Annotated in this window: 17 protein-coding genes; 9 read left to right on the top strand and 8 right to left on the bottom strand. The window is 65.7% G+C overall.

Going from position 1 to position 16,648, the window contains the following annotated elements; translation table 11 throughout:
- Window positions 1–17: 17 nt before the first annotated feature.
- From NO362_RS01730 to NO362_RS01715, 4 genes are all read right to left on the bottom strand, one after another.
- Window positions 18–551 (bottom strand): DUF5809 family protein, encoded by a 534-nt coding sequence (locus NO362_RS01730; RefSeq protein ID WP_256545889.1) that lies wholly within the window; start codon window positions 549–551, stop codon window positions 18–20.
- A 137-nt stretch (window positions 552–688) separates the two neighbouring features.
- On the bottom strand, window positions 689–1,201 hold the full coding sequence (locus NO362_RS01725; RefSeq protein ID WP_256545888.1) for a DUF5810 domain-containing protein: 513 nt from the start codon (window positions 1,199–1,201) through the stop codon (window positions 689–691).
- Between the two features lie 68 nt (window positions 1,202–1,269).
- Window positions 1,270–1,776: a ribosomal protein S18-alanine N-acetyltransferase gene (rimI, locus tag NO362_RS01720; protein WP_256546653.1), complete on the bottom strand. Its 507-nt coding sequence runs from the start codon at window positions 1,774–1,776 to the stop codon at window positions 1,270–1,272.
- A 238-nt stretch (window positions 1,777–2,014) separates the two neighbouring features.
- Entirely contained in the window at window positions 2,015–3,991 is a 1,977-nt protein-coding gene (locus NO362_RS01715) for an aconitate hydratase (protein WP_256545887.1), read from the bottom strand.
- A 222-nt stretch (window positions 3,992–4,213) separates the two neighbouring features.
- Between NO362_RS01715 and NO362_RS01710 the strand changes: the two genes are divergently transcribed.
- The 4 genes from NO362_RS01710 to NO362_RS01695 all read left to right on the top strand — a co-directional run bounded on the left by NO362_RS01710 (window position 4,214) and on the right by NO362_RS01695 (window position 7,066).
- Window positions 4,214–4,684, top strand: a complete 471-nt coding sequence (locus tag NO362_RS01710) for a deoxyuridine 5'-triphosphate nucleotidohydrolase (protein ID WP_256545886.1) — start codon at window positions 4,214–4,216, stop codon at window positions 4,682–4,684.
- Between the two features lie 99 nt (window positions 4,685–4,783).
- Complete coding sequence (gene pan2, locus NO362_RS01705) at window positions 4,784–6,013, top strand: proteasome-activating nucleotidase Pan2 (protein WP_256545885.1); 1,230 nt, start codon at window positions 4,784–4,786, stop codon at window positions 6,011–6,013.
- Between the two features lie 96 nt (window positions 6,014–6,109).
- Window positions 6,110–6,583, top strand: coding sequence for a pyruvoyl-dependent arginine decarboxylase (locus NO362_RS01700; protein ID WP_256545884.1), 474 nt, complete (start codon window positions 6,110–6,112; stop codon window positions 6,581–6,583).
- Between the two features lie 102 nt (window positions 6,584–6,685).
- Window positions 6,686–7,066, top strand: a complete 381-nt coding sequence (locus NO362_RS01695) for a DUF5811 family protein (protein WP_121568493.1) — start codon at window positions 6,686–6,688, stop codon at window positions 7,064–7,066.
- A 58-nt stretch (window positions 7,067–7,124) separates the two neighbouring features.
- Here the strand turns inward: NO362_RS01695 and infB are convergent, their stop codons facing one another.
- Window positions 7,125–8,939: a translation initiation factor IF-2 gene (infB, locus tag NO362_RS01690; RefSeq protein ID WP_256288844.1), complete on the bottom strand. Its 1,815-nt coding sequence runs from the start codon at window positions 8,937–8,939 to the stop codon at window positions 7,125–7,127.
- A 245-nt stretch (window positions 8,940–9,184) separates the two neighbouring features.
- Between infB and NO362_RS01685 the strand changes: the two genes are divergently transcribed.
- Entirely contained in the window at window positions 9,185–9,439 is a 255-nt protein-coding gene (locus tag NO362_RS01685; protein ID WP_121568491.1) for a PRC-barrel domain-containing protein, read from the top strand.
- 16 nt (window positions 9,440–9,455) lie between these two features.
- Entirely contained in the window at window positions 9,456–9,914 is a 459-nt protein-coding gene (locus NO362_RS01680; protein WP_256545883.1) for an NOB1 family endonuclease, read from the top strand.
- 92 nt (window positions 9,915–10,006) lie between these two features.
- On the opposite strand, the gene NO362_RS01675 is transcribed toward NO362_RS01680, so the two are convergent.
- Window positions 10,007–10,753 (bottom strand): CPBP family intramembrane glutamic endopeptidase, encoded by a 747-nt coding sequence (locus tag NO362_RS01675; protein ID WP_256545882.1) that lies wholly within the window; start codon window positions 10,751–10,753, stop codon window positions 10,007–10,009.
- A gap of 113 nt (window positions 10,754–10,866) precedes the next feature.
- Here NO362_RS01675 and NO362_RS01670 point away from each other — a divergent pair, with 113 nt between their 5' ends.
- On the top strand, window positions 10,867–11,283 hold the full coding sequence (locus NO362_RS01670; RefSeq protein ID WP_256545881.1) for a DUF6276 family protein: 417 nt from the start codon (window positions 10,867–10,869) through the stop codon (window positions 11,281–11,283).
- 10 nt (window positions 11,284–11,293) lie between these two features.
- Here NO362_RS01670 and prf1 read toward each other — a convergent pair whose 3' ends face one another.
- Window positions 11,294–12,544 (bottom strand): peptide chain release factor aRF-1, encoded by a 1,251-nt coding sequence (prf1, locus tag NO362_RS01665; protein WP_121568487.1) that lies wholly within the window; start codon window positions 12,542–12,544, stop codon window positions 11,294–11,296.
- A 123-nt stretch (window positions 12,545–12,667) separates the two neighbouring features.
- Between prf1 and minD the strand changes: the two genes are divergently transcribed.
- Window positions 12,668–14,434 carry a cell division ATPase MinD gene (gene minD / locus NO362_RS01660; RefSeq protein WP_256545880.1) on the top strand — a complete coding sequence of 589 codons (1,767 nt, stop codon included), beginning with the start codon at window positions 12,668–12,670 and terminating at the stop codon, window positions 14,432–14,434.
- Between the two features lie 55 nt (window positions 14,435–14,489).
- Window positions 14,490–14,636, top strand: a complete 147-nt coding sequence (locus NO362_RS01655) for a hypothetical protein (RefSeq protein ID WP_199722996.1) — start codon at window positions 14,490–14,492, stop codon at window positions 14,634–14,636.
- Window positions 14,637–14,680: 44 nt separating this feature from the next.
- Here the strand turns inward: NO362_RS01655 and argS are convergent, their stop codons facing one another.
- Entirely contained in the window at window positions 14,681–16,435 is a 1,755-nt protein-coding gene (gene argS, locus NO362_RS01650) for an arginine--tRNA ligase (RefSeq protein ID WP_256545879.1), read from the bottom strand.
- Window positions 16,436–16,648: the final 213 nt, after the last annotated feature.

The following is a 16,648-nucleotide window of genomic DNA, read 5'->3' as shown; positions in this document are numbered from 1 at the left end:
ACGCGGCTTAATCGTGGTTACTCGGGGCCGCTCGTCTCGGTACTGCCATCTGCTTCGTTGCCACTGTCACTCGTCTCGCTGTCCGTGTCGCTGGTCTGACTATCGTCGTCTGCCGATGAGCCGTCGCTGTCGACCTCGAACTTCGGGCGATACAGGCGACTGAACGCCTGTTTGCGGAGCGTCCCGACCGCAGCCTCGCGCTCGTTCTGGAACGTCGCCGCGACGGCCGTCTCGGCGAACGGCGCGGCGTGCCAGGCGACGCGGTCGACGTCGTCGCTGCCGAGCGTGATCACCTCGTAGTCGGGATGTCCCTCGACCCACGCGTCGAACTCCGCGCGTGACCCGATTGTAACAGCCAGCTGATCGGCGAATAGGACGTTTCGCGCTCGTTCGACGACCTCGCCCGTCACGCGCTCGCGATACTCCTCGCGATCGAACGCCATCGCCTTGGCCGCCTCCCGAACGACCTGCTTCGCGGTCGGGCCGGCCGACTCGAACGCCGCACGCGCCGTCGCCAGCGACTCCGGCGAGAGGGTTCCCTCGGTCTCCATACGCGTCCGTCGGCCACTCGCGAACAAACGTTTTCGGTCTCGTCATAGAGATTATCGTAACTGTTCGGAGATTCTCGCCGTACCGTCCGGCGAGAAATCTATGCGGACTTACGATAATCCCTATCAGTTCTCCGGCGCTACTCGTCTGTGTCTTCGCCCGCCGCACCCGTGTTCGGACCAGGTTCGGGTTCTGACTCCTCATCTGCCTCTCCGTCGGTCTCCGCGTCCGCCTCGGCCTCCGCGTCCGAGTCGATCATCTCGGCGGTCATCTCCCGCGCCTCCGCGAGAATCGAGCGGGCCTCCTCGTCGAGCGACCCTTGCCCGGCCGCGGCGGCCGCTTCGGGATCGACCGCGCCCGGACCGGACTGGTCGTGCTGGTGCCCGTGCTGATGGCCGTGCTGGTGGGTGTACCCGTCGTGTCCGTTCGCGTGGGCGGTGTCTTCGAATACCTGTTCGTAGTCAGCTTCCGATGCAAGTTCGGCCACTTTGGGAGCGAGTTCCGCCTCGCCGTGCTCGGACCACTCGGGGACGTGCTCGTCGAGCCACGTCTCGTGGTCGTCGTTGTTGACCATCGCGGTGAACGCGAGATGGTTCGCGAGGTGGGTCGCATCTTGCTGCGGAACCTCACAGACCGGACAGGAAAAGCCCATACCCGCGGGTACGGCGTCGGAGTACAAGGGCGTGTGGGTCCCGAGCGGCCGTATGTTGCAGCCGTGGGCTATCCGTCGCTGTCCCGGCTCTGGAGGTCGACGACGAGCAAAAGGGCGTCCTCGCCATCGGAGTAGTACTGCGGAATCCGCCGGGTCGGTTCGAAGCCCTCGTTGCGGTACAGCGACCGGGCGACGTCGTTGCTCTCACGAACTTCGAGCTTCACGATCGCCGCGCCCGCGAGCGAGAGCCCGAACAGTGCTTCGCGGAGCAGTCGGCGACCGACGCCCTCCCCGCGCGCGTCGGGACGGACGGCGAGGTCTTTGATGTGGCCGATGTCGTGGCCGTGATTCGGCATCACGTCGCCGACGACGTAGCCGAGAATCTCCTCGTTGCTTCCGACGGTCTCTGTGGTCCGAACCGCCACCAGAAACGCCGGCGCGTCGAGTACCGACTCGAACGCCGCGTAGGGCCACGGCTCCGAGAAGGACGCGCGCTCGATGCCGAGAACGTCGAGCAGGTCGGCGCGGTCGACCGGACGGACCCGGACGTCGGGTGCGATGTTCGATCCGTCCACACCGGATTCCGTCTCGTCCGTCCGGTTTCCGCGGTCACTCTCGGAGTCGCTCACGCGAGTGGGTTCGACAGTGAGAGGCAAAAATCCGCTGGCTCGGGGCAGTTCGACTGGCGATGAGACAGGGGTGTCGCGATCGTAGCTCCGCACCCCAGCGACGCGACGCTGCGGCTGCTGTGGCTCCGAGTCGATCGCAACGAAAAAAACCGCGCTGTCGTGAGTGCCGACGGAGCTGGCCCGATCAGTCGTCGGCGGGGGCTGCGCCGCTGCCGCCCTCTTTGTACTGCTCCTTCGTGAGTCGGAGCTTGCCGCCGGCTTCGAGGATGCCGCGCTCGCGCTCGGAGGCGTCGAGTTCCGCGGTGGCCTCCCAGTCGTCGTTCACGCGGATGGTGAACTCGGTTTCGCCGGACGCGACGGCCTCGGCGACGTCGGTGACGATCTCGACGTCGTCGCCCTGCTCGATGTCCGCGTAGGTCTCCTCGTCGATCGAGAGCGGGACGATGCCGAAGTTGAACAGGTTCGCCTTGTGGATGCGGGCGAACGACTCGGCGAGAACGGCCTCGATGCCGAGGTACTGCGGACACATCGCCGCGTGCTCGCGCGAGGAGCCCTGGCCGTAGTTCTCGCCCGCGACGAGGACGCCGCCGTCCGCGTCGAGTGCGCGCTGTGCGAACGTGTCGTCGACGCGCGAGAGCGTGAACTCCGAGAGCTTCTCGATGTTCGAGCGGTACTTGAGGATGTCCGACGTGGCCGGGATGATGTGGTCCGTCGTGATGTTGTCCTCCATCTTCAGGAGCACTTCACCCTCGATGTCGGCCTCGAGCGGCTCGCCGATCGGCGCGGAGCCGATGTTGGGGCCCTTGACGAGTTCGTCGTCGACGGCTTCCTCGGGCTCGATGATGTCGGTCTTCGAGCCGTCGTACGCGTCGGGGAGCTCGACGCCGGGCGCTTCGAGGTCGCCGAGTTCGTCGGCGAGGTCACGCGGGTCGACGAGTTCGCCTTTGATCGCCGCGGCGGCGGCGACCTCCGGTGAGGCGAGGAAGACGGAGTCGTCTTCGATGCCCGAGCGGCCCTCGAAGTTGCGGTTGAACGTCCGCACGGAGACGGAGTCCGAGGCGGGGACGTGGCCGATGCCGATACAGGCACCACACGTCGCCTCCGAGAAGTTGACGCCGGCCGCCATCATCTCGGCGGTCCAGCCTTCGCGGGCGAGGATCTCCGACGCCTGCTTGGAACCGGGCGCGACGATCATTTCGGTCTTCATGTCGACCTCGCGGCCTTCGAGCATCTTCGCGGCCGGGAGGATGTCCTCGTAGCCACCGTTCGTACAGGAGCCGACGATGACCTGCTCGACGGACTCGCCTTCGACTTCGCGGACGGGAACGACCTTGTCCGGCATCGACGGCTTCGCGACGAGCGGCTCGATCTCCGAGAGGTCGATGACGACCTCGTCGGCGTACTCGGCGTCCTCGTCGGGCGAGAGCTCGACGTGCTCGTCTTCACGACCCTGTCGCGCGAGGTAGTCTTCGGTCTTCTCGTCGGTCGGGAAGATCGAGGAGGTCGCGCCGAGTTCGGTACCCATATTCGTGATCGTCGTCCGCTCCGGAACCGAGAGCGTCTCGACGCCGGGACCGGTGTACTCGAAGACCTTGCCGACGCCGCCCTTCACGGAGAGCCGACGGAGCATCTCGAGGATGACGTCCTTCGCGCTCGCCCACTCGGGGAGCTCGCCTTCGAGGCGGACGTTGACGACTTCCGGCATCTCGACGTAGTACGCGCCGCCGCCCATCGCGACGGAGATGTCGAGGCCACCCGCGCCGATCGCGAGCTGACCGAGGCCGCCGGGCGTCGGGGTGTGCGAGTCCGAGCCGAGCAGCGTCTTACCGGGTGCGGCGAAGTTCTCTTTGTGGACGTTGTGGCAGATGCCGTTGCCCGGGCGAGAGAAGTACGCGCCGTAGGTGCCGGCCGCAGAGCGGAGGAAGCGGTGGTCGTCGGTGTTCTTGAAGTCGAACTGGTAGGTCTGGTGGTCACAGTACTGGGCTGCGAGCTCGGTCTGGACTTCGTCGAGCTCGAGCGCCTCGAACTGCAGCCATACCATCGTACCTGTCGTGTCCTGTGCGAGGACCTGGTCGATCTCGATCCCGATCTCCTCTCCGGGTTCGAGTTCGCCCTCGACGAGGTGGTCGTCGAGAATCTTTTCTGTGAGCGTCTGTCCCATAACATCCGTGGGTCGACCGTCTACGACTATAAATCCCGCATGTTTGAGGCCGGAAGTATGTCCATAATACACATAGTTTGTCCTAATTCAATAGGAACAGGCTCTCTCGCTGCCGATTAGTTTACCCCCAGTATAATAAATATCTCGCGCGACTGGTCCGTTCACCCCTCCCTCGACCCGGAAGAACGACACGGTTTTGCGCCCGGCCCGTAGCCTCCCGATATGTTCCGTTCCGGATCGTTCGTCGCCTCGCACATCGACGCTATCGACGACGAGCAAGTGCAGCCGAACGGCGTCGACCTGACCCTCGGCGACGTTCTCGAACAGGCCGAACCCGGATTCGTCGGCACGGACGGGAAAACCGTCGGCGAGCGCGAGTCCGTCGGCACCGACGCGGACGATATCTTCCAGCTCGACACCGGCGGCTACATTCTCCAGTACGCGGAGACGATCGCGATCCCCGAGGGCCACGTCGGATTCCTCTACCCGCGGTCGACGCTGATGCGTAACTCCTGTATGCTCAACACGGCCGTTTGGGACGCCGGCTACGAAGGGAAAGGCGAAGGGTTGCTCCAGGTGCACCATCCCGTCCGGCTCGAACGCGGCGCGCGCGTCGCCCAGCTCGTCCTCGCCGAGGCGTCGCACGAGGACGTCTACGACGGCTCCTACCAGCGCGAGCGCCTCGACGAGTGACGGCGATGTGAGGTCCGCCGAGTCCCGCCGCCGGATACCCACAGGGGATCGGGACTACCCAAAAGCACATTTACGCCCACCTCCAAGTGCGGCTAACTGATGTCCCGGAGTCCCTCTCTACCAGACCGGCCGCGTCTGGACCTCGACCCAGAGATGTCGGATGCGGAGCGCTTAGCGGCGATCCGCCAACACTACGAACGACTCGTCTCCGTCAACGACGAACTCGACGAACGCCTCTCGGAGGCGACCGACCGCCAGGAGGAACTACACGAGGAGGTCGAACAGCTCAAGCGTCGCAACGAGACGCTGAAGACCTCCTCGCTGTACCTCGCGACGGTCGAGGAACTCACCGACGACGGCGTCGTGATCAAACAGCACGGGAACAACCAGGAGGTCCTCACCGAAGCGTCGCCACACCTCGATAGCGAACTCGAAGCTGGCGACCGCGTCGCGATCAACGACTCCTTCGCCATTCAGCAGTTGCTCGACGACGAAACCGACTCGCGGGCGCAGGCGATGGAGATCGACGCCTCCCCGACGGTCTCCTACGAGGACATCGGCGGTATCGACGACCAGATCCGCGAGGTCCGCGAGGCCGTCGAAGACCCGCTCACGAGCCCCGAGATGTTCGAGGAAGTCGGCGTCGACCCGCCCTCGGGCGTCCTGCTGTACGGCCCGCCGGGCACCGGCAAGACGATGCTCGCGAAGGCCGTCGCCAACGAGACCGACGCGACGTTCATCAAGATGGCCGGCTCCGAACTCGTCCGGAAGTTCATCGGCGAGGGCTCCCGGCTCGTCCGGGACCTCTTCGACCTCGCCGCCGAGCGCGAACCCGCCGTCATCTTCATCGACGAGATCGACGCCGTCGCCTCCAAGCGGACGGACTCGAAGACCTCCGGCGACGCCGAGGTCCAGCGCACGATGATGCAACTGCTCTCGGAGATGGACGGCTTCGACGACCGCGGCGACGTCCGGATTATGGCGGCGACGAACCGCTTCGATATGCTCGACGAGGCGATCCTCCGCCCCGGCCGCTTCGACCGCCTCATCGAAGTCCCCAAGCCCGGCCAGGAAGGTCGCGAACACATCCTCGAGATTCACACGCGCGATATGAACGTCGCCGACGACGTCGACTTCGGCGACCTCGCCAAGTTGCTCGACGACTACTCCGGCGCCGAGATCGCCGCTCTCTCGACCGAAGCCGGGATGTTCGCCATCCGCGACGGTCGCACCGAAGTCCGCCGCCGGGACTTCGACGACGCCTACGCGAAGATCGAAGACGCCGACGAGCAGACGACGATTCCGGGTCCGACGACCTACCAGTACTGAGGCGGCCACCTGGGCTCTTTTCTGCGGACTCCGCGTCCGACTGTCGTTTCGCGGTCGATTCGTAACCGCTTATTCTCCGCGCCGTCGTTGTCCGGTATGAGCACCATCCGGATCGTTCACGGCGTGGGCGACGCCCCCACGAAGATGGCGTCGTACGACGCCGCCCTCGCCGACGCGAACGTCCACAACTACAATCTGGTCGCCGTCTCCTCGGTGATCCCCGCCGACGCGACTGTCGAGGAAGTCGGCACTGCACCCGACCTGGGGCCGGCGGGTAACCGACTCACGGTCGTCGAAGCGCGGGCCACGACCGGTGGCGTCGGGAGCGTCTCCGCAGGGCTCGGCTGGGCGACGGGCCCCGGCCCGGGACTGTTCTACGAAGCGTCCGGCGAGGATCCGACCGCGGTTCGCCGGAGCGTCGTGGTCGGACTCGACGCCGGCCGCGACCTCCGCGACGACTGGGAGTTCACCGACGAGCAGGTCACGGTCACGACCGCCGAGGCCGACGGCGAAGGCTACACGACGGCGGTCACGCTCGCGGTCTACGGCGACAGCGGGTCGATCTTCTAGCGTATCGACGCCGTCGGCGACCGGCGGCGCTGTGAGGCCGAACGTTTTGATGCTGCCGACGGCTTTATACGACGCGTAACCCTATTCACGGTGACTCACTGTATGAACGGAAACAACCCTTACGCAGGCGCTCCTGGTGTCGTCGACGCGGGCCGTCCCGAGGACGTCGAGCTTTCGGTGGCGCAGGTACGGCAGCTTCGGACCGCTGTCGCCGGCATCGTTTCCCGGACGCAGGCGTATCTTCCCGACGGCTACGCCGTCGGCTCGGAACTCTCCTACGGCGCGAACGGGCCGCAGGCGACGGTGGCGGTCCGTCCGCCCGCCGGTCGCCCGGTCAGCGCGGGCTTCACGCCCGACGAGGAGGACCTCGAATCGGGCCTCACCGACGAGGACCGCGACGAGGTCGCCCGCGGCCTCGCCGCCTCCGCCGCGCTCCAGGTGATGAACACCGTCGGCGACGGCCTCACGCCGACGGCGCGATAGTCGCGACTCGTTTCGTTCGGACTGCGTACTGGAACAGAACTCGTCGCCGCCAGCGTCGCTATTTGCCCCAGAAGGGGTCGCGCTTGCGGTGCTTGTCGAGGTAGCTCGTCAGTGCCTCCAGTTCGTCGGCCGGGATGTCGTCGGAGAGCTCCTGTTCGAGGATCTTCGCGTGCTTTTCGGGCAGTTCGATCCACAGTTCGTCACCCTCGTCGATCTGCCGACCCACGGTCGGTCCGTCGATGGCGACGGAGACGCGCGTGCCCGAACGGGCCTCCGAGACGTCTTCGCCCTGCTCTTGGATCCCCGAGAGCTGGCCGACGCGGGTGGGTTCGTTACCCTCCCACTTCACGACGTTCTGGTTGTTCTTCAGCGTCCCCGAGAGGACCTCGACGCCGACGACGGCCGGATCCGACTGCCGGAAGACGTGGTCTTCGAGGATGCGGAAGCGACACGGCCGGACGATCTTGTCCAGGACGGTCTCCTGCTGGGCGCGTTCGAGGTCCTCGACGAAGCCCTCGTAGTCTTCGATGAGCTGATAGATGACGTCGTCGTCGAACAGTTTGACCTCGCTCTCGTCGAGCTCGGTCTCGGCGTTCGAGAGCACGTCGACGTTGAATCCGAGGATGACGCGGTGTTTCTCCTCGTTCGCGGTCGACGCGACGGCGACGTCCCGCGGCGCGATGTCGCCGACCTCGGCACGGAGGATCGGCACTTCGGCCTCTCGCAGGGCGTTCGCCATCGCTTCGAGGCTGCCGAGCGTGTCCGCTTTGACGACGACGCCCTCCTCCTCGGTGGAGACCTGAATCTCGGCGAGTTCGGCCTCGACTTCGTCGATGACGTCGTCGAGGTCGCGGTCGCGGACGACGCGGATCGGCGCGCCAGCCATCGCGTCGTCGAGTTCCGGGGCGGCGACTTTGATCCCCGCTGCGGCCCGTACTTCCTCGACCTTGTCGAAGCGCTTCTCGACTCGGATCTCGGCGTTCGGGCGCGGCTGGAGGAGCGCGCGGACGTCGGTCACGATCGGCCCGTCGATGCCGCCGACGACGATCTGATCGTCCGCGCGGATGCTCCCGTCGTAGAGGACGACGTCGACGGTCGCCCCGAAACCGCGCTCGTCTTTGACTTCCAGGACCGTCCCCGCGCCGGGGCCGGTGACGTCGACGGCCATCTGCTCTTTCATATAGCGCTGGGAGAGGCCCATCAGGACGGCCAGGAGGTCCGGGATTCCCTCGCTGGTGATCGCAGAGATCGGGACGACGCCGACGTTCTTCGTAAAGTTCTGGACGCGCCAGTAGAGGTCGGCCGAGAAGCCCTCATCGGAGAGGTCGCCGATGATCTCGTAGAGATTCTCGTCGAGGCGGCTTCGCGCGTTGCCCGACTGCTGTTCGTAGGTCGCCTGGATCGGCATCCCCTCGTTGGGGTTCCAGCCGGGCGTCGTGTCGATCTTGTTGGCGGCGACGACGAACGGCGTGCCCGTCCGCTGGAGGATTTCGAGCGCCTCGATCGTCTGTGGCTGGAAGCCGTCGTTGACGTCGACGACGACGACTGCGATGTCGGCCAGTGCCCCGCCGCGCGAGCGGAGCGTCGTGAACGAGTGGTGCCCCGGGGTGTCGATGAAGAGGAGACCGGGGAGATCGAAGTCCGTCGGGTCGACGAGGTCGCCCGCCATCTCCGAGACGGTGTCGAGCGGGACGGCGGTCGCGCCGATGTGCTGGGTGATCGCACCGGCTTCGCCTTCGCTCACCGCGGAGCCGCGGATCTTATCGAGCAGCGTCGTCTTGCCGTGGTCGACGTGGCCGAGAACGGCGACGATCGGTGTGCGTAGCGCGTTCGATTCGGCTGTCGAGGCGGCGTCGGCGTCGGTGTCAGACATAGAGAATCACCCCGGAGAAGTTCCTTGTGTGTAGATCACTGCTGGACTGTAGTTAAGTCCATCGTCATCCGCGGATGGCGTCGTTTCGGCGATATCGAACGTCTGTGTCGCGGCGCGGTCCACGCATAGTACGTCCTCTGTGTGCGCCTTCGTACGTCGTCTGTACGCGTCATCTGACCTCCGCTGTGCGGCCGCTGGCCGCGTGGCCCGTGGCGTTTATGTAACAGTACGCAGTATTGCGGGGTATGCCGGACGAACTCGCCGAGGACCTCTCCGGGAAAGGCGTGATGGGGTCAGACGGCGCGCAACTCGGAGTGCTGTACAACGTCGAGATGAACGTAAAGACCGGAACGGTCAACGATCTCCTCGTCTCGCCGTACGAAGACGTCAATCCGGATCAACTCCGGTTCGAGACGATCCAGGACGACCACGAGCAGGTCATCCGGGTCCCCGTCTCTCACGTACAGGACGTCAAAGACTACATCGTCGTGCAACCATAACTCAGGGCGACGTCCGATGCAGGTTCTCGATTCTTCGGCGTTCATCCACGAGTATCACACCACAGACGACATCGCGTCGATCCCGATGGTCCGCGAGGAACTGGAGGGCGAGGCGTCGTATCGCTACGACGCCGACGAGGGGTCTGGAATGCACATCCACATCCCCGCTGGCGGGACGGTCGAGAAGATCCAGCGCGCGGCCCGCGAGACCGGCGACTCCGAGACGCTCTCGGAAACTGACGTCAGGCTTCTCGCCGCGGCTTTCGAACTCGATGCCACGCTCGTCACTGACGACTACGCGATGCAGAACGTCGCAGACCACGTCGACATCGACGTGAAGATCATCGCCCGCGAGGGCATCTCGGAGAAGCGCGACTGGAAGTTCCAGTGTCAGGGCTGTGGCCGCGAGTTCGACGAACACCGCGACCGCTGTCCGATCTGCGGGATGGAGCTGGCGCGCAAGAACCCAGCGTAAGCGTCGGTCCGAACGCCGATCGCGCTCTCGCTTATCGGGTCCAGATTACCTACTGAGCGACGCGTCCCTGTCTCGAACGCGCCTATGCGTACTTATAGACTGACGAGCCCGGTCGTCGTCGCGTAGACGGCGACGAACTGTACGGTGTTGAACAGGCCGTGAATCACGGCGGGAACCACGAGGTTCTCGCTCTTCTCGTAGACGACGCCGAGGACACCCCCGAGGACGAGCACGGTCGCGAGCGTCGCGAGCAGGCCATCGCCGCTGTAGGACGTGACGTGCACGGCGGCGAAGACCGCGCTGGCGGCGGCGATAGCGAACCCGGATCCGTACGCACGGCGGAACAGTCCCTGCACGACTCCCCGGAAGATCAGTTCCTCAGTCGGTCCGACGAGCAGGATCGTCACCGGAATCAGATACAGGAAGTAGATCGGCTGATCGCTCCCCTGGGCGACGATCGCGCTGTCGGCTCCCTGGATCCCGAGCACGCTGAGCAGCCCCGAGACCGCGACGAACAGTCCCAGTAGGCCGAGGAAACCGCCGACGAGCCACGTCAGATCCTGCCGCGTCGGCCTGCGAACCGGGACGAGATCGCTCTGGTCCGTCACGAGAAGGAAGCCGGCGCCCGCGATGCCGAAGCCGACGAACTGGAACGCGCTCCGGAGTGCGAGACCGAGCGCGCTCTCTCGATCGACGCCGGCGGCGTCCAGCAGCGGATACCCGAGCGAGACGGTCACTGACGCGAGTAGCACTACGAGCGCGACGACGACGAAGGTGCCACCGAACGCGCGGAGGTGCGTCCGCGGGTCGTCGAGCGAGGAGTGGGCGTCCGAGGCCATTGATTGCCTCGCGGTAGGGCGTCGGCGTGAATAGGGATACCGGTCCCGTGTCGCTCGTCGGCCGGGGAGCCACAGCGACAGCGTCTTTCAGGGCTGCCCGCGTAGGCCCTCGTATGTCAGCAACGTGCTCGCACTGCGAGCGCCCCCTCGTTCGCGTCGCGGTCCCGTCAGAAATACGCGAGTTCGCCCCCGAACCGGCCGCCGTCGTCGGGTACTGTCCGCGCTGTCTTCGCACGTATCCGCTCGAAGACGACGACGAATTCGAGACAGAAGCGACTACGGACGCTGGATCGGCGGAAGCCCCGTCGGCCATCCCAACCGGGGAGGGCGGAGTCGCACTGGTTCTCGCGGTCGGCCTGCTCGATTCGCTGGCGACGAACCGCCCGGCGATCCAGTCACTCGTCGAGTACGCCGAGCGAGCGGGCGCGGACGTCTTTCTGACGTTAGATCGACTCGCGGCCGACGAGACGGTCGAGCCATACGTGGATTTAGCGCGTCGACGGCGACAGCTCGAATCGATTCTCGAATAACAGCGTCTGCTTAGACGCCGGTGGAGTACCGCAGAATGCCGGCGATGCCGCCGAAGGCGTCGTAGAGCTGTTCGCCCTTCTCGAAGTCCGTCGAGATGAACTTCGTCTCGGTGCCGCGCTGTTCGGCGATCTCCATCAGATGCTCGATCACGTCCTCGCGGTCGACTTTCTCGGCTTCCTCGCCGCACTCGGTGCAGACGTGGCCGGGGTCGCTGTGGCGGCGGTCGACGACCTCGTACTCCTCGTGGCCGTTCGGACACTCGTAGATCACGACGTCCGAGCGGAGATCCTCCGAGAGCAAGAGCCGGTCTACGGACCCCATCATCAGGTTCTTGCGGGTCGGTCCGAAGCCGTAGGTCGCCTCCTCGCCCGTATGAAGGTTCTCGAAGAACTCCTCCATCTGGGCTTTGTCCTTCATTACCTCCTGGTCGGCGAGGACGTCCTGTGCGGCGTCGACGAGGTCGTAGAGTCCCGACTCGTCAGTGTAGGAGACGTCGAACTTCCCTTTCACGTGGTCCTGAAGTTCGTGGTGTAGGTAGTCGCCGTCGAGGAACTCGTCTTTCGTCGGCGAGGGGCCGCCGACGAGGATCCCGTCCATCTCGTGGCGCTTGGGGACCATCAGATCGTTCGCCATCTCTGCGACCTCCTGATAGAAGTTGTCGATGGCTTCGAGACGGAGGCGGGCGAACCGCTGCGCTGACTGGCCACCTTTCCGCTGCTTGCCGGGGACGAGCGAGGAGGCGGACTTGACCGGCTCGACGCGCTTGCCCTTCAGCCAGCCGACGTTCGCCTCGCGCCGGTCGAGGACGATCAGGCCGAAGAGGCCCTTGTCGGTCAGCATCTCCTCTAACGGCTCGGTGAGGAAGTTCGAGTCGCAGTGATAGCGGAACGACTGGATCGGTTCGGGCGGGCTTTCGAGCGCCCGCGTCACCATATCCGTCTGGCCGCCGCCGGAGTTGACCGCACCCGAGAACAGGACGATGCCGTTGTCCGGCGGGTACGTGTCGTAGTAGCGGAGCCGGTCTTTGATCGACGTGAGCGCGTCCTGCACGTTCGTCCGCGTCTGCTTGGACTTGATGTTGGACGCCTCCGAGTGCTCCTGGGTAACGTGGGCGACGACGTCGGAGATCTGCTTGTCCGGGGGGATGTAGATCGTGACGAGCTGCGTGCCGGAACCCTCGTAGTCTTTGAGTTCCTCGATGACCTTCCGGAACTCGTATTTCCGGCGGTCCTCGTTCACCTCGTCGGCGTCGGTACTCATTACCCGTACTAGCCCCTCCAGTGGGTAAGTAACCTGCGACTATGTCGTCACAGCGTGCTCGCGCGTCACCTCGACGCCCCGGACAGATTTATATTCTCCACGCGGGACTCACGGAACGAAACAATGGGCCGTGTGTACGCAGTCGTCAGCGCGAAAGGGGGGGTCGGCAAGACGACGACGGCGGCGAATCTCGCTGCCACGCTCGCCGCCGCGGGATCGAGCGTCGCCATCGTCGACGGCGATCTCGGGATGGCGAATCTCGCCGGTGCGGTCGGCGTCACCGTCGGTGACGTAACGCTTCACGACGTTCTCGCCGGCGACGCCGACGTCGACGACGCCATCCACGAAGGACCGCACGGGATGGCGGTCGTCCCCGGATCGGCGGATCTCGACGCGTTCTCGCGCGCCGATCCCGAGGAGATGCAATCCGTCCTCGAAGCGCTCGCCGACCGCTACGAGTACGTCGTCCTCGATACGGGCGCGGGACTCAGCAACGACACCGTGGTACCGCTTACCCACGTCGACGAGGCACTTCTCGTCTCGACCCCGACGCGGGACGCGCTCGGCGACACCGACAAGACCCGGCAGGTCGCAGACCGCCTCGGCATCCCCGTCGCGGGCACCGCACTCACGCGCGCCGATCCCGTCGAGGTCGACGCCGAACTTGTCGCCGAACTGCTCGATGCGGACGTCATCGAGACGATTCCGGACGCCGCCGCGGTCCGGCAGGCGTCCGACGCCGGTGAGCCGCTGACCACGTTCGCCCCCGGGAGCACGGCGGCCGCGGCGTATCGATCGCTCGCGAGCAGTCTCACCGGCGAAGACGTCGCAGCAGACGAACCTCCCGAAACAGCATCCAACGACGTCTCAGGAGCGTCTGCAGACGATACGCCCGACGCGTCTGCCGCCGACGACACGTCCGAAGCCTCCGTCGACGACGCGTCCGAAGCCTCCGTCGACGACGACGCGTCCGAAGCCTCCGTCGACGACGACGCGTCCGAAGCCTCCGCCGCCGCCGACACCGACGTTCCGGGTGCGAATGCCGCCGCCGACACCGACGTTCCGGGTGCGAATGCCGCCGCCGAACTCGGCGCCGACGACGCGCTCGGTCCCGACGACCCCCTCGGCAACGCACTCTCAGAGGACGATCCACTTCCGGACGAGGAGTCGCTGTCGGGAGGCGACCTCCCGTCGAGCGATGAGTCCGCTACGGCCTCAGAAGACGAATCGGAGCCGGGCGTCGACGACGATGCGGAGATCCTCGAGACGACCCCGGATACGGACGAGACGGCTTCCGACGACGAGGCGGATGCGACTCCGGAAACGCCGTCCGACGACAGCGAATCGACGGGAGCAGACGGCGAAGACGTACGCCTCTCCGAGGAAGACATCGTCGTCGCCGGGAGACACGAAGGCGACCTCGACCCAGAGACAGTCGAGGTGATCGAAGCACACGAGGAAGCGTCGTCGGTCGATCCCGACGCCGAGGTAGAGCCGACGCCGGCCGACGTTCGAGACGCCGAATCGGACGGGGACGTCGAGCCGAACGCGGGTGCGGAGTCGGACTTGGATGCCGAATCGGACGCCGACGCTGCTACCGAGGACGAGCGGCCGCTCGTCGAGTCTGCGAGCGCCGCCGAAGTAACGCCGTCCGGGTCGGACGCGACTGCCGAGGAGGACTCGGAAGGCGGCGTCTATACGACGTCGCTGGCGGAGGAGGCCGATCTCGGAGAGGGTAGCGGCACCGACCGTTCCGGGCGAGACGACGCCGACGACCGTTCCAGCGCCGACGCCGACGACGAAGACGCCGCCGACGATGCCCCCGAAGACGGCGACTCCGAAGACGGCGACGACACGAAAAAGGGGTTCTTCGGACGCATCTTCCGCTAGCTGTCAGCGCGCCGAAGCGGGAGCTTCTTTTATGCGGGTGCGGTGAATCGAGGATATGGCAGAGAAAGATTCCAGCGTTCCCTTCTGGTGGCTCGTCCTGTTCCTACTGTTAGCGCTCGGAGCCGGGGTCGCAACGGTGCTTGCCGTCGGCGGATCGCTCGTCGCCGGGGCCATCGTTCCGGTCACACCGTTCGGACTGTGAAATAGGGAACTCGAGACTCTCGACGGGGTGTGCCCCTACGGGAGCTACATCGAATCCGGCGCCTCGATCCCGAGGACGTCGAGCGCGTTCGCGACCGTGTGCCGCGACGCCTCCACGAGACCGAGCCGTGCCGCTGCGACCGCCTCGTCGTCGGCGTTGAGGACCGAACACTCGCGGTAGAACGTGTTGAACGTCTCTGCGAACTCGCGAGCGAACGTCGCGACGACGTGGGGTTCGAGGTCGTCGGCCGCCTGTTCGATCACGGCCGGGAAGCGCGCGACGTCTCGCAGGAGCGCGCGCTCGGCGTCGGTGTCGAGCACCGAAACGTCGGCCGACGCCTCGATGCCCGCATCGGCGGCTTCGCCCTCGATGCCGCAACAGCGCGCGTGGACGTACTGGACGTACGGAGCCGACTGCGCCTCGAAGTCGAGCGCGCGTTCCCACTCGAAGGTGATGCCCTTCGTCGGCTGTTTCGAGACGATGTCGTAGCGGACGGCGCCGATGCCGACCTGGCGGGCGATGCGGTCGATGTCGTCGTCGGTGAGTTCGTCGTTCCGGATCCGCGAGTCCAGACGCTCCTCGACTTCTTCGCGAGCACGCCGGACGGACTCGTCGAGTAAGTCGTCGAGGTCGACGCCGGTTCCCTCGCGGGTCGACATCCCGCCCTCCGGGAGGTTGACCCACGAGTAGAACGTCTGCCGGAGCTGATTGGTGTCGTTGCCCAGAACGTCGAGCGCGGCTTCCAGTTGTTCGGCCTGGAGCTTGTGGTCTTCTCCGAGGATCGTCACCGCCTCGTCGTAGTTGTCGAACTTCCACTCGTGGTGTGCGAGGTCGCGGGTTGTGTACAGCGTGGTGTCGTCAGAGCGGAGGAAGACGAGGTTCTTCTCTAACCCGAACGCCGAGAGGTCCAACTGCCAGGCGTCCTCCTCGTAGACGGCGTGTTCGGAGTCTTTCAGCCGTCTGACGACGTCGTCGGCGTCGCCGTTGCGAATGAACTTCGTCTCCTTGACGAACCGGTCGAACTCCGCCGGAAGGCGTTCGAGGGACTCCCGCATCCCGCCGAGCACCTGATCGACGACGACCGCGACGCGTTCGTAAGTCTCCTCGTCGCCCGCTTCGAGACCCTGCATAATCTCGGCGATCTCCTCTTCGGCGGCCGCGAGTTCCTCGTCGTCGGCGGATTCGAGATACTCGTTGCCCTTCCGGTAGTAGCGGACGAGGTCGTAGTCCGCGCGGTCGCGTTCCGGCTCGGGGAGCTCTGACTCCTCGAACGTCTCGTAGGCCCAGGTGAAGACGGCGACCTGGCGGCCGGCATCGTTGACGTAGTAGTGCGTTTCGACGTCGTTGCCGGCGTACTCGAGCAGGCGGGCGACGGCGTCACCGAAGATCGGATTTCGAGCGCGACCGACGTGGACCGGACCGGTCGGGTTCGCGCTCGTGTGCTCGACGACGACCGATTGGCCCGTATCGGGGAGCGCCCCGTACTCGGCGTCGCGGCCGGCCGAGAGCGTGTCCGCGTAGTAGGCGTCGGCGACGTAGAAGTTCACGTACGGTCCCTGCGTGTCGACGCTCGCGATGTATTCCGCGTCGTCGAGGTCGATCGCCTCGGCGACGTCTTCGGCGACTGCCGGCGGCGGTGCACCGACCTCGCCGGCGAGACGGAAGGCGACGCTGGATGCGAGCGTCGCCGGGACGTCCTCCGGCGGCTCTTCGACCCCGAGGTCGTCGGTCGGGAGGTCGAGCGCGGCCAGCGCCGCCTCGACCGCGTCCTCGACCTCCGAACGGAAGGTTCTGAACATACTCGCCGTTCTCGAACCGCGGCTAAATGCCTTTCCGAACGCTCTCGCGCTCGGGGAGCACTCCCTCGGGGGCAGACGAACACAGTGCGATTGCTGGCCGGAACGGAGGTGATGCAACCGACCCGCCGCACTGCGATCGACGCCTTTAGAAGCGGGGAGAAACAATACTGAGATAAGTCTCGTCTCCGTGATTCCGGAGGCGGCTTACCGTAA

Source organism: Halobellus inordinatus, assembly GCF_024498335.1.
Classification (GTDB): Archaea; Halobacteriota; Halobacteria; order Halobacteriales; family Haloferacaceae; genus Haloquadratum; species Haloquadratum inordinatus.
The sequence above is the reverse complement of the archived record's forward strand: the minus strand, read 5'-3'. Positions and strand labels throughout refer to the sequence as shown.